Origin of the sequence: Flavobacterium sp. NLM (genome assembly GCF_002210235.1) — a bacterium.
Lineage (GTDB): Bacteria > Bacteroidota > Bacteroidia > Flavobacteriales > Flavobacteriaceae > Flavobacterium > Flavobacterium panici.
In genome coordinates this window covers 1-13555 of the sequence record NZ_LIAC01000026.1, presented here as the reverse complement: position 1 = coordinate 13555, position 13555 = coordinate 1, and the positions used below count along the sequence as shown (strand labels likewise).

15 protein-coding genes are annotated in these 13555 nt (G+C 32.9%); 8 read left to right on the top strand and 7 right to left on the bottom strand.

The genetic code is table 11. The features are described 5' to 3' along the window. The first annotated feature begins 142 nt into the window (after positions 1 to 142). From APR43_RS23330 to APR43_RS23300, 7 genes are all read left to right on the top strand, one after another. Positions 143 to 910 (top strand): carboxypeptidase-like regulatory domain-containing protein, encoded by a 768-nt coding sequence (locus APR43_RS23330; protein WP_053472063.1) that lies wholly within the window; start codon positions 143 to 145, stop codon positions 908 to 910. Next, a complete protein-coding gene (locus APR43_RS23325; protein ID WP_053472064.1) occupies positions 897 to 1625 on the top strand; it encodes a carboxypeptidase-like regulatory domain-containing protein in 729 nt (242 codons plus the stop codon). The genes APR43_RS23330 and APR43_RS23325 overlap by 14 nt, the downstream gene beginning before the upstream one ends. Further along, entirely contained in the window at positions 1615 to 2364 is a 750-nt protein-coding gene (locus APR43_RS23320; protein WP_053472065.1) for a hypothetical protein, read from the top strand. The genes APR43_RS23325 and APR43_RS23320 overlap by 11 nt, the downstream gene beginning before the upstream one ends. Continuing rightward, positions 2364 to 2870, top strand: coding sequence for a DUF6702 family protein (locus tag APR43_RS23315; RefSeq protein WP_053472066.1), 507 nt, complete (start codon positions 2364 to 2366; stop codon positions 2868 to 2870). Before APR43_RS23320 ends, APR43_RS23315 begins: the two co-directional genes overlap by 1 nt. Before the next feature lie 67 nt (positions 2871 to 2937). Next, complete coding sequence (locus tag APR43_RS23310) at positions 2938 to 5175, top strand: M1 family metallopeptidase (protein ID WP_053472067.1); 2238 nt, start codon at positions 2938 to 2940, stop codon at positions 5173 to 5175. 104 nt (positions 5176 to 5279) lie between these two features. Next, positions 5280 to 5639, top strand: a complete 360-nt coding sequence (locus tag APR43_RS23305) for a twin-arginine translocase TatA/TatE family subunit (protein ID WP_053472068.1) — start codon at positions 5280 to 5282, stop codon at positions 5637 to 5639. A gap of 1 nt (position 5640) precedes the next feature. After that, positions 5641 to 6204 (top strand): phosphatase PAP2 family protein, encoded by a 564-nt coding sequence (locus APR43_RS23300; protein ID WP_053472069.1) that lies wholly within the window; start codon positions 5641 to 5643, stop codon positions 6202 to 6204. 336 nt (positions 6205 to 6540) lie between these two features. On the opposite strand, the gene APR43_RS23295 is transcribed toward APR43_RS23300, so the two are convergent. The 7 genes from APR43_RS23295 to APR43_RS23265 all read right to left on the bottom strand — a co-directional run bounded on the left by APR43_RS23295 (position 6541) and on the right by APR43_RS23265 (position 12037). Next, on the bottom strand, positions 6541 to 7155 hold the full coding sequence (locus APR43_RS23295) for a phytanoyl-CoA dioxygenase family protein (protein WP_371079493.1): 615 nt from the start codon (positions 7153 to 7155) through the stop codon (positions 6541 to 6543). A gap of 158 nt (positions 7156 to 7313) precedes the next feature. Continuing rightward, entirely contained in the window at positions 7314 to 7955 is a 642-nt protein-coding gene (locus APR43_RS23290) for an O-methyltransferase (protein WP_053472070.1), read from the bottom strand. A 114-nt stretch (positions 7956 to 8069) separates the two neighbouring features. Then, the gene (locus APR43_RS23285) at positions 8070 to 8468 is read right to left on the bottom strand and encodes a hypothetical protein (protein WP_053472071.1); all 399 of its coding nucleotides are present in this window, start codon (positions 8466 to 8468) and stop codon (positions 8070 to 8072) included. 190 nt (positions 8469 to 8658) lie between these two features. Next, positions 8659 to 9183 carry a YceI family protein gene (locus APR43_RS23280; protein ID WP_235992018.1) on the bottom strand — a complete coding sequence of 175 codons (525 nt, stop codon included), beginning with the start codon at positions 9181 to 9183 and terminating at the stop codon, positions 8659 to 8661. 31 nt (positions 9184 to 9214) lie between these two features. Continuing rightward, positions 9215 to 10618: a hypothetical protein gene (locus tag APR43_RS23275; protein ID WP_053472073.1), complete on the bottom strand. Its 1404-nt coding sequence runs from the start codon at positions 10616 to 10618 to the stop codon at positions 9215 to 9217. Between the two features lie 5 nt (positions 10619 to 10623). Next, positions 10624 to 11193, bottom strand: a complete 570-nt coding sequence (locus tag APR43_RS23270; RefSeq protein WP_240514988.1) for a YceI family protein — start codon at positions 11191 to 11193, stop codon at positions 10624 to 10626. A 256-nt stretch (positions 11194 to 11449) separates the two neighbouring features. Next, complete coding sequence (locus APR43_RS23265; RefSeq protein ID WP_053472075.1) at positions 11450 to 12037, bottom strand: YceI family protein; 588 nt, start codon at positions 12035 to 12037, stop codon at positions 11450 to 11452. Positions 12038 to 12293: 256 nt separating this feature from the next. On the opposite strand from APR43_RS23265, the gene rlmN reads away from it, so the two are divergent. Further along, positions 12294 to 13346, top strand: coding sequence for a 23S rRNA (adenine(2503)-C(2))-methyltransferase RlmN (gene rlmN / locus APR43_RS23260; RefSeq protein WP_053472076.1), 1053 nt, complete (start codon positions 12294 to 12296; stop codon positions 13344 to 13346). Positions 13347 to 13555 lie beyond the last annotated feature (209 nt).

The window sequence follows — 13555 nt, the reverse complement described above, 5'->3', positions numbered from 1 at the left end:
TGATAAAGATATTAAAAAAAGTCTGTCTAATATAATTGAGATATTGGAGTTTAATTAACATATTTTTACCAACTCATTAATACTAAATTTGGAAGACATTAGGATATTTTTACCTTTTTAATAATTCCCTAATATTTTCACTTTGACAAAGAATATTGTATTTTTTTTAGTTGCCGTTATAAGTCAGAATTCCTGGTCTCAAAATCAGGAACGTACGATTATAAACGGGAAAATTACGGCGAATACAAATGATTTGGAAGGAGTGTATGTTGTTAATTCTCAAACTGAGGTTATGACGACTACAAATGCATCAGGGGCCTTTTCTATTATGGCAAAACCAGATGATGTGTTGATTTTTTCGTCAATTCAGTTTAAGGAAAATAGGGTTTCTCTTGCCTGCGAAAATTTTACCGATTTGAATTTTACTGTGAAGATGAATTTAGTTGTGCATCAATTACAGGAAGTTATTGTAAAAAGATACGATAATATAAATGCTGTTTCTCTGGGAATTGTTCCCGCAGGACAAAAATCATATACAGAAGCCGAAAGAAAATTACGTACCGCTACAGCTTTAGATGCTACAGCAAGTGCTACAGGAATGGTAGGCGGATCAATTTCTGCAGATCCTCTTTTTAACTTTTTTTCAGGCCGAACAGCAATGCTGAAAAAAGAAGTGGAAGTGGAGCAGAAAGAATTTTTTATGAGACTTTTAGAGAAAATGTTTACGTTGGAACATTTTGTGGATCGTTTAAAAATTCCGGCAGAATATGTAAAAGGTTTTGAATATTACGCTGTCGATAATAAACAGTTTACGAATATTTTGAACTCTAAAAATAAAACTTCGACCGAATTTTTGCTAGGCGAATTAGCGGTAAAGTATAAAGAAATAATTGCGAGTGAAGTTAAATAATACCCTACATATAATTTTAATTCTATTTTTTGTTCAAATTGGTTTTGGGCAAAATGCACCTTCTAAAGAAATTTTAGGACAAATCTTCGAAAAAACTACTTCGGTTGACGGAGTGAATATTATAAATAACACTACACAAGTCTCGACTATTTCTGATGCCGACGGAAGATTTTCTATTGCAGTTAAAGAAGGCGATGTTTTGGTTTTTTCGGCAGTGAATCTAGAACCTTTAAAACGTCGAATTTCTGCTGAAGATTTAACTTTAACTCTGCTCGTGATTAAAATGACAGCAAAAGAAATTGAGTTGAAAGAAGTCAAGGTAAATGACAATCATGGAATTACGACTGAAAATTTAGGAATTGTTCCGCACGGCCAAAAAACATATACGCCTGCAGAAAGAAAAGTCTATACGGCAACTTCAACTTCTATAGATAAAATCCTCAATAAAATTTCCGGACGTACCGCAATGTTAAAAAAAGAGGTAAATGTGGAAAAAAAAGAGATGCTTTTCAGAAAAATTGAGTATCTTTTTGATGAAAATTATTATACCGAAAGATTAAAAATTCCGGCAGATGATATCAAAGGATTTCAATTATATTGTGTGGATGATGCCGAATTTGCCGTATCTTTGAATACAAAGAATAAAACAATGAGTATGTTTTTAATAACAGAGTTAGCTCGAAAATATCTAATAATTCTTGAAAATGAAAAATAAACTAGGAGTATTCGTTGTTTGCTTATTTTGTCAAATAATGCTTGGGCAAAATGGCTTAAGAAGGTCGCTGCACGGTCAGGTTACAAACAAATCACTTGCTATAGAAAGTGGTTATGTTATGAATATTAATGCAAAATCCAGAACTTTTATTGGTCCGGGCGGATTGTTTGATATTTTGGCCCAGCCAAAAGACACTTTAGTTTTTACCGGTTTGGCTTTTCAGTCTAAAAAAATTGTTTTGACTGAAAAAGACTGTGCGCAAATACTTTTTTCTGTTCCTTTAGATTTGGTAAGTAATGAATTAAAAGAAGTGGTGGTTCGTAAGGATTTAAAAGTACAATCGTTAGATAAGAACTCGCAGAAATATGTTGATATGCAGTTTGAAGATGATAAACTCTCGACTGCGAAAAATACGGTAATGTATTCTGATCAAACCATAAAATACGGAATGGATTTCGTTAGAATTTTTAAAGATGTTAAAAAACTTCTTTCTAAAAATGATGTAAAAGAAGAAGAAATCACAGATATTGCCTTTGTAGAATATTCTAAAGCCAATTTTAAACCTGATTTTTTTACTAAAACTTTAGGTTTGAAAAAAGACGAAGTTGATTTGTTTTTGATGTTTTGTTCTAATGATCCAGAATCCAAAAGACATCTTAATGAAGATCAAAAATTTGAGTTGATCGATTTCTTAATCAACAAAAATGCTGAATTTAAAAAAGTGAATGCCTCTCAATAATGAAAAAAATATTGGTTTATCCCTTAATCGGGATATTGTTTCTGTCGCTTTCTTCCTTTGGTTTTCATAAATTTTATGTAGGTGTTTTTCAGGTTGAATATGCGGCAGAGAAAAAAATGATTCAAATTACATCCCGCATTTTTGTGGATGATTTGAATAATGCACTGGAGAAAAAGTACCATAAAAAAACTTTCGTAGGAACAGAAAAAGAAACTTCCGCAGATGTCGATTTATTAAAAAAATATCTTGCTGAAAATTTCACTATTAAGATAAACGGACAATCAAAACCAATTACTTTTTTGTCAAAAGAAGTAGAAAGCGGTGATGTTTTAATTTGTTATTCGCGAATAAAAGATATCGATAAATTTAAATCGATCGAAATTTCAAATACTCTACTTGTGGACTGGAGTTCTGAACAGCAGAATATTACACATATTTCAGCATTTGGTACTAAAAGAAGTGTCCTCTTTACAGAATCTTCAAGGAAAGAATTGTTAAAGTATTAATTAATATGTTAAATTAATATTTTAATTGTTATTTTCACACCCTGACAAAAATTACCATTAGACTTTTATGAAAAAGCTTTCATTATTATTAATTTTTCCTGCAATGTTAGTTGCTCAGGAAAAAGCTGCGACACCTAAGCAGAAAGGCAGTTACGACACTAATAAGTTCAGCCAGATGTACGATTTGCTGGCAACACCAAACATGTTTCGTACAGCATCTGGAGCGCCGGGCCCTGCTTATTACCAACAGCAGGCAGATTATAAAATTGATGTTGAATTAGATGATAAAAATTCAAAATTAACCGGTGCAGAAACAATCACATATTCTAACAATTCACCAGATACTTTAGAGTATTTATGGGTTCAGTTAGATCAAAATCAAGCGAGAGCAAATGGACAGACTTCTTTAGCTGAAGGAGAAAAAATCAATCAGGTTTTAGCTCTTGATGGTTTTTCATCTAAATATTTGAAAAAAGATTTAGAGCGCGGTTTTAATATCGAACAGGTAAAAGACGCAAAAGGAACTCCAATGTCTTATACAATCAACGAGACAATGATGCGTATCAATTTGGCTGCGCCTTTAAAACCGGGAGAAAAAATTTCATTTTCTATAAAATGGTGGTATAACATCAACAATTACAGAAAAGAAGGCGGACGTTCTGGTTATGAATTTTTCGAAAAAGATGGTAATAAATTATATGTAATTGCGCAATTCTATCCTAGAATGGCAGTTTACAACGATGTTGAAGGATGGCAGAATATGCAGTTTTGGGGAAGCGGAGAGTTTGCTCTTCCTTTCGGAAACTTTGATGTAAATATTACAGTTCCTGCAGATCACGTTATTGATGCAACAGGAGAGTTAACAAACAGAAGCGAAGTTTTTACTGCAGAACAAGTTAAACGTTACGAGCAGGCTCAAAAATCATTTGATAAACCTGTTGTTATTGTAACTCAGGCTGAAGCTGAAGCGGCTGAAAAAGGTTTTTCTGAAAAGAAAAAAACATGGAAATTCAGCGCTAAAAATGTTCGTGATTTTGGAATTGCTTCTTCAAGAAAATTCATTTACGATGCAATGGCTGTAAAAATTGGAAACAAAACTGTTATGGCAGAATCTGTTTATCCAAAAGAAGCAAACCCGCTTTGGGGAGAAACTTCAACACTTACAGTTGCACATACTTTAAAAAGTTATTCATCTCATACTTTTGATTATCCTTATCCTAAAGCGGTTTCTGTTTCGGCAGAAGATCAGGGAATGGAATATCCAATGATTTGCTGGAATTTTGGTCGTCCTGATGAAAACGGTGTTACGACTAAAGAGGTTAAAAACGGAATGATTGGTGTTATTATTCATGAAGTTGGACACACTTTTTTCCCAATGATCGTAAACTCTGACGAGCGTCAATGGACTTGGATGGATGAAGGTTTAAATTCATTTTTAGAATATTTAGCTGAACAGGAATTAGATCCAACTTTCCCTTCAAGACGCGGACCTGCAAAAAATATTGTTCCTTATATGAGCGGTGATCAGAAGTTTTTAGAGCCAATTATGTCTAACTCTGAAACGATTCACCAATTTGGAAACAACGCTTACGGAAAACCGGCTACAGGTCTTAATATTTTAAGAGAAGTAGTTATGGGAAGAGAATTGTTTGATTATGCGTTTAAAACATACGCAAACAGATGGAAATTTAAACACCCAACTCCAGAGGATTTCTTTAGAACAATGGAAGATGCATCTGCAGTAGATTTAGATTGGTTTTTTAGAGGCTGGTTTTATTCAACTGATTTTGTAGATATTGGAATTAAAGATGTAAAACAATATTATGTTTCTGAAACTCCAACTGCTGACATTAAAGATGTAAAAGTGAGAAAAGGCCGTTTTGGATTTGAAAAAGGCCCTTTTGTTTACTTAGTTTCGGGAGATAATCCAGAAGTTAGTGCTTCAAGCAAAAAAGCTTTGAAATTAGAAGATGTAAAACCATTGGCTGATTATGTAAATCAGACTTTTAGTGCAGAGGAAAAAGCAAGCATTAAATCGCCTAAATATTTTTATGAAGTTGAATTCAACAAACCGGGCGGAATGATTATGCCAATTCTTGTTGAAATTACTTATGAAGATGGTACAAAAGATAATTACCAATATCCAGCTCAAATCTGGAGAAAAAGTAATCATACAGCTAAAAAAGTTTATGCGACTACAAAACCTGTAAAAAGCATTCAGATAGATCCAAAATTACTTACGGCAGATATCGATGTAACAAATAATTCATGGCCAAAGGTTGAGCAAAAATCAAAATTTGACTAAGAACAAACGAAAAAGACTCTGAAAAGAGTCTTTTTTTTTAAGTAAATTTTAAAACTGTGCGCTTCAAAATTTAATATCTTTGTGGCACAACAAAAATAAAAGATATGTTTGGTATAGGAGGAGGAGAATTAGTTTTCATACTGTTTATAGTACTAATGCTTTTTGGTTCTGATAAGGTGCCGGAAATTGCCCGCACTATGGGTAAAGCAATGGCGCAGTTAAAAAATGCAACCAACGATATAAAAAGTGAAATTCAAAAAGGTGCAGAGGCCAATGGTCTTGACACGAAATCTTTGACTGATATTACGGGTAATATTAACGCACAGATTAATGATGCAAAATCTAATTTGTTAGGCGATACTACTAATTTATCCAGTAATCTGTTAGGTGAAACTGCCACAGAAATTGACCAGGTAAAAGAAGATATTGAATCACTTTCAGGACCTATAAAACGCCAAAGATAATATGCTTGAAAAAATAAAAGAATTAGATGTCAATTTATTGGTATATCTAAACGGTTTAGGTTCTGAAAAATATGATAAATTCTGGCTGATTATTACCGAACAGTTGAATTGGACACCATTCTTTTTGCTGTTGTTTTATCTTATTTATAGAAAAGTAGGGGGAAAGCAAACCTTGTATATATTACTTTTTGTCGCAATTTTAATCGCTTTTACAGATCAGACTTGTAATTTGTTTAAACATACTTTTCAGCGTTTGCGCCCTTGTAATGATCCTGATGTCAATACAATTATCAGAGTGGTTCAGGTTAGAAAATCTTTTAGCTTTTTCTCAGGACATGCTGCAAACACAATGGCTGTTGCAACCTTTTTATATTTGGTTTTAAAACGTCATTTCAAATATTTTGGTTTGTTATTCTTATGGCCTTTAATTTTTGCTTATAGCCGAATTTATTTGGGATTACATTATCCGGGTGATATTCTAACAGGGTATTTCTTTGGAGCTCTTTTCGGATTCTTAATCTTTTTAGCTTACAGAAGGTTGAAACCGCAATATTTTCCGGGATAATCTAAGGTTGTGAGTTTCTAAGATACTAAGCTTCTAAGTTTTTCATATAAAGTTTAGATAAATTGCCTCCAGCTTTAGCTGGAGATTCTATTGATAAAATTAAGAAGGCTTTAGCCAAAATACACTAGGTATTGGCTAAAGCCTTTTTCTTTTTTAGGTTTTATTATCTCCAGCTAAAGCTGGAGGCTATTGAATTTTTTATTTTACAATACTTATGAAATCGTTTTAATTATTTTCAAGAATTTTTCTTTCACTCCAATCTAATCCGTCAGGAAGTTCTTGTTTGCTGAATTCAATATGAATAACTCTTCTTCTTTCGTTATTTGTGGTTTTGTTTCAAGCGTGAAATAATAAAGTTTTCATAATCATGATTCCGCCTTTTTCAACTTCGCAGATTGTTTCTGTTTCGTTTTCAAAATCCAGATTTTCGATTCTTAAAATTCCTTTTGAATGCGAATTATTAATGACTTTTAAAGCACCATTGTCTTTTGTAGTGGTATCAATATGAATTCTAATCGTAAAATTATCTTCTAAAATTTCTTTTGGCGGCTGAACCGCAAACTGATTTTGTTTTACAGTCCAGTTTTCAAAATTTTCGGCTTCAATTTTTTTATCTACAGAAATAGTTAAATCCTGATGATAAGCCACAAACCAATTTGATTTTTCAGGTTTATCAAAGTAAATTGATTTGGTAATGAAATATCCTTTTCCAAAATTAGATTCAATAATATCTTTTAAATTTTGATTGAAAATAAAAGCTAAGGTTTCAGGTACTTCTTTATGAAATTGTCTGATCGCAAATAAATCCTGAGATTTTCTAAAAGTAGCATTTTCAGAATCATTTTCGGTTACATTTTCAATTAATGAAATCAGCTTTTCAATTTCATTTTCAGTATAAACATTGTTTATTATTGCAAAACCTTCAAAGTTTATTTCGGTGCTGTAATTCATGATTAGGTGCTTGTTGAATTGCCTCCAGATTTAGCTGGAGGTAAAATAGAATTGAATAAAGGGCTTTAGCCAAATTATCTACTAGTGTTTAATTTGGCTAAAGCCCTTGACTTTTCTTAAATAGGTTTCTCCAGCTAAAGCTGGAGGCTATTGATTTTTTATAATACTCTTGAAACGGTCAATCCATCGCGAATTGGCAATAAAACCGTTTCCACTCTTGGATCATTTTTTAAATGTAGATTATATTCTAAAAGTACTTTTGTGCTTACGTCATTTGGGTGAACCGGTTCTAGGATTTTTCCGCTCCACAAAACATTATCAGATAAAATAATACCTCCTTTATTCATCTTTGGAACAATCATTTCCCAATAATTGAGGTAATTTTCCTTATCAGCATCAATAAATACCAAATCAAATTTTACGTCTAGAGTTGGGATAACATCTATGGCTTCGCCTAAATGCTGAAAAATTTGATTTCCCCAAGGTGAGGCATCAAAATACTTTCTCTGAAAATCGACTAATTCTTCTTTAATATCAATAGTATGCAATTGTCCGTTTTCCTGCATTCCTTCGCATAAACAAAGCGCAGCATAACCCGTATAAGTCCCGATTTCAAGAATATTTACGGGACGAATTAATTTAGAAAGCATACTTAAAACACGGCCTTGAAAATGACCGCTTAACATTCTCGGTAAAAGTATTTTTTGGTAGGTTTCTTTATTAAGTTTCGCTAATAATTCTGGTTCGTTTTCAGAATGCTGCTCGATATAATCTTCTAATTCTTGTGATATAAAATGCATCTTGTAGTTGTTGTAATTGAATGCAAAAATACAAAAAATATCCGCTGACTATTTTGCATAAAAAAACCATTCGTTTAGGCGAATGGCTTTCTGTTTTTAGTTTTAATTTGAAAATTATTTTTTCAAAGCTTCATTTACATCTTTAGCTGTTTTCACAGTTCCGTCTTTTGCAGCTTTTGCAGCATTTTCAACTTTTTCAGCTCCTTTTTTCGTAGCGTCTTTTACATCAGTTGCTGTTTTCTTAGCTGCACTTTCAACATCAGATGCTGCTTTTTTAGCTCCATCTTTTACATCTTGTACAGCATTTTGAGTAGCATCTTTAGCTTTTGCAGCAGCCTCTTCTGTTTTGCTTACAGCGCTGTCTTTCACTTCTTCAATATCTGTTGTTAAGGAGTCAACTTTGTTTCCAAGAGTTAATTCTTCATCTGCAGGTTTAGGTTCTTTCTTCTCGCAAGATTGTAATCCCAAAGCTAATAATGCAACAACAGCTAAACTTAAAAAATGTTTTTTCATAATAAATTGTCTTTTTAGGTTATAAAATTTAAAAGGTTATAAAGTGGAATAATAAAAATACAAATTTTAAAATTATGGCGCGCTTTGTAAGATTACTTTTCTTTTGAGTGCAAGACAATTCTTGTGCCAAATTTTTGCAGTTTTGAAAAGTTGAAGAAATTTTTTTGCTGAAGCTTTTTAAAAGTAAGCTTTAGTTTTTGTAAAGGCTGAAATTTATCACAATATCATCTTTTACTTTAATTAATCCGGCCATTTTTACGGGCGGTTCTAAATCAATATCAGAAAATTTTAAATTTAGCGTTCCCTGAATTTTATCATCAGAATTATACAGAATGAAATCTTTGTATTTTAAAGTTTTATCGGTGATATAAAAGGTTAATCTGCATTTGTAATTTTTACCATTTGGTTTTACATCTGTAATGCAAACCGTACTATTTGGAAATTGTTTCACTTTTACGGTTCCCTGTAAATCTTTCGTCATTATTTTATTGCCGCAGTCAAAGTTTGACATTTTGATTTCGGTATTAAAAGCTTCTTTTTTAGCTGAATTTATATAAACCGTATCTTTTATTGAAAAAGTATTAGAACAATTGTATTTACCAACAGTTGATGCTCCTGTAATTTCTATTTTAATTTTGTTTATTACTAAGGTTGTCTCTTCTGTTAAAAAAGTGGGTTTAGCACTTCCTGATAAAAAGAAAGCCGCTAAACCCATAATTAAAAAAATAAATCTTTTGTACATTTTATCAAAATGAAATTACTGCTTCGAACATAAGTCCTTTAAAGCTTCCGCCGAAAAGATCGTTTGGAGTTGCTCCGTTAAATTGAGCGAAGTTTTTATAGTTTTGATCTACATATTCTAATTTTGCCAAAACGTTTCTGGTCATAAACCATCCTGCAGCAGCCTCAAACCTGTTTATTTGAATTGCTTTAGCATTTGCATTAGCTAATTTTCCGTCAACTAAATTGTATTTTCCACCCACATAAAATCTTTCATTCTCTCCAAAACGATAAACTAAATCACCAACATATTGATTTACTTTACGAGTGTCATCTGTTCCTTTGTAATCTCCTCCAGAAGTAAATTCTAACGTTCCAAAAAACTCAAGACCTCTATATTTGATAAATGGGTTTATCATATATGATGTTGCCCAGTTTCCGTATCCCGGATTAAACCTTCCAGTGTCTTTATTGGCAGTTGGATCGAAATTGTTTGCAATAGGAGTTGCAAAAGGCTCTGCAGGATTAAGAGGATTTGGCGTATAAATGTTATATTCAGAATGACTCATTACGCCATAAAAACGGCTTCCTGCTCTATCAGAAGAATATAAATTTCCGCTAGAATTTGCTGTATGATAATAAGAACCTGTTAATCTAATTCTCAAATCGTCGTTGATTTGTTTATCCCAGCCTAATTTTGCAAGAATAGAAGGGCTTATGGTTGTATTATTATCCGGTTTTGCTGCTGTAGGATTTGCCGCTACAACTTCCTGAACATTTTGATTTAATTTAGAATTTGTTATTCCAATCATGCTTACAAAGCCTGATCTGTTATAATAAACTTCAGCTCCCATTTCTGTAATGAATGCATCCATTATATTATTCCCAACAAACGGATTCATAAACGCATTTCCGTTATCAGATCTTCTAAAATGTGCATCACCGTAGTTGTTTTCCATTTGACCAATTTTGATCGTTGTATACTGCATGAAATCAGCAAGGAAATCTTTTTTAATGAAATCAAGTTTGTCAATTTGCAAATAACCACCTTTTACCCAAGTTTCGTTGTGGTGTCTGGAAGCCAGATATACATCTAAGTTTACACGTACACCATCATATAATTGAGCCCCAATCGTGAAATTTGCATTTGGTAAATTGAAATTATTCTCTAAGTTATTTAATCTGTAACCTGGCGCCGTGGCTAAGTTTTTTTGATCGTTAAACGAGTTTAAAGCTTGAAATTGAAGTGCAAAAGCGGCTCCCATATCGACACTTAATCCTTTATAAGCAACAGTATCTTTTTTTACATCAAATTGATTAATACCTTTTTGGCTTCGTGGAATCTGGTTTTGAATATGGCCAAAACTTACCTGAGCATTAACAGCAAACGTGCTGACTAATGTTATACATAGGATATAAATTTTTTTCATGGCGTTTATAAATTAAAGTTTAAATTGAATTTTATGGTTAAATCCTGTCCTGTTCTAATAGTTCCAAGCATGGCAGTTGGCGCTTTCATTCCAAACTCCGCAAAAGTGATTTTGTTAGACCCCTGCATGTTTAAACCATCTTTTGTAACAGTTGTTTTTACAGTCGTTTTATAAACTTTACTAACTCCTGCAATGGTGTAAGTTCCGGTCAATTCCCAAGTGGTTTCATTTACTTTTTCGGCAGATTTTAAAACATATTTGATGTTTTTGTTTTTATCTGTTTTTAAAGCTTCGTAAGCCACTTTATCCATGCTTTTTTTCTCGCTTTTCACACTTTCTGCCAATAGAGTAACCGATAGGGATTCTATTTCAGTAAGTTTTGAATTTGCTATTGAAAAGTTTGCTGTTCCGGTTCCTGAAGCCGACTTCATTTCCCAATCGTGCAATGTTGAAGTTCCTGCAACTGAAAATGCAGCTTTGTCATCTAAAGAATATGATTTTTGTGCTGTAGCAATTGAAGTAATTCCGAAAAGGGCAATTACAAATGCGAATAATTCTATTTTATTGGTTTTCATTTTTGTCATGTTTTTATTGTGAAAAATAAGTTAACAAATCGTCCGATTTTCTTTAGTACTAAGAATGCTGTTTTAACTTGTATCAAAGATCTTCCTATATTTTACCGAGATACATGATAAAAATCATTGTTAAAATTTTATTAAAATGGTATTTAAAAACTACAACGTTTTCATTTTTTTGCAAAGCATATTTATAACCCAAAAATGTGATTCGGGGTTTTATCAAAAATTAAATTTTCAAGAATGTAATTGTCGTTTACAGATCAGAAATCTGATTTATCTGGCTTAACATGATGTTGAAAATCACAGTTAAATCTTTACCTGTTTTAACAACACCAAGAGCCGCTTTTGGAGGCGTCATTTCAAAATCGCCAAAAGTAATTTGGTTAGAACCCTGTAGAATAAAAGTTTCATTATCAGCCGTTATTTTTATCTGAGTTTTGTATTCTTTGCTTACACCGGCAATAGTATAAGTCCCGGTTAGAATCCAGGTTGATTCATTTATTTTTTCAGCAGATTTTAAAACGTATTCAATAGTTTTATGTGTTTCAGTATCTAAGGCTTCATAAGCCACCTGATCCATGCTTGTTTTACTGCTTTTTAAACTTTCTGCTAATAAGGTAATAGTTAGGCTGTTTATAGCTGTAAGTTTAGAATCTTTTATCGTTAAGTTGGCGATACCAGTTCCTTCTGTAGATCTCATGGTCCAATCGTGAACTGTAGAAGTTCCGGCAACTTCAAAAGTTGATTTAGTATCTACAACCGTATAAGTTCTTTGCGCGTTTAGCTGTATTGATATTGTTGTGAAAATTGCTGTTAATAGGATTGATTTAATTGTTTTCATCTTGATAGGTATTTGTTAATTTTAATCAGGAAAGTTTCTGTAAGTGGTTGTGAACTGACCTTATTTCTTAGATCAAAATTATCAAGCAGACAATCGAAATTAAATGATAAAAATCATGCCCAAACTTTAATTAAATCATTATAGTAAGAGTTTAACAGCTAAATTGAGTTGGGATTTTGCATAAAATTCAAGAAAGGATAAACGAAGAATGCATCTAAAAATCGAAAAAAAGAACAAAAGTGATTAACTTTGCAGCATGCAAATCGAGAAAAAAGACATAAGAGCCTTATCAAAAGATCAGTTACGAGATTTTTTTGTCGCAAATAATGACAAAGCTTTTCGTGGAAATCAAGTATATGAATGGCTTTGGAGCAAAGGAGCACACAGTTTTGAGGATATGACGAATGTTGCCAAAACAACACGTTCTATGCTTGAAGAAAATTTTGTTATCAATCATATTAAGGTTGATACCATGCAGAGAAGCAGCGACGGAACAGTAAAAAATGCCGTTCGCCTGCACGACGGATTAGTAGTAGAATCTGTTTTAATTCCAACAGAAACCAGAACAACAGCTTGTGTTTCAAGTCAGGTTGGGTGTAGTTTAGATTGTAATTTCTGCGCAACTGCACGTTTAAAAAGAATGCGAAATCTGGAACCGGGAGAAATCTACGATCAGATTTTAGCAATTGATAAAGAAAGCCGTTTGTATCACAATCATCCTCTTTCGAATATTGTTTTTATGGGAATGGGCGAACCTTTAATGAATTATAATAATGTCATTAAAGCAATTGATATGGTTACATCGCCAGAAGGATTAGGAATGTCGCCAAAGCGTATTATGCTTTCGACATCAGGAATTCCGAAGATGATCAAGAAAATGGCCGATGATGATGTGAAATTCAAACTGGCAGTTTCACTTCATTCGGCAATTGATGAAATTCGCGCGAAGATTATGCCTTTCAGTAAAAATTTTCCTTTGAAAGATTTACGAGAAGCATTAGAATATTGGTACAGAAAAACCAAAAGCAAAATTTCATACGAATATGTAGTTTGGAAAGGAATCAACGATGATAAAGCTTCGGTTGATGCATTAGTGAAATTCTGTAAATATGTGCCGTGTAAAGTCAATTTAATTGAATACAATCCAATTGATGACGGTGAATTTCAACAAGCTTCAGAAGAATCTATTTTAGCTTATATAAAAGCGTTAGAAAATATTGGAGTTGTGGTAAAAGTACGTCGCAGCCGCGGAAAAGATATTGACGCTGCCTGCGGGCAATTGGCCAATAAAGAAGCGGATGCAGTATAGTCCCTACGGGACAAAGGTGCGAATTATGCTATTTTTTGCTATCGATATTTAATCTCTCCGAGATATACTCCGTTAGGAGTTACAGATCGGTAGATGCGTCGCAGCCGCGGAAAAGATATTGACGCTGCCTGCGGGCAATTGGCCAATAAAGAAGCGGATGCAGTATAGTCCCTACGGGACAAAGGTGCGAATTATGCTATTTTTTGCTA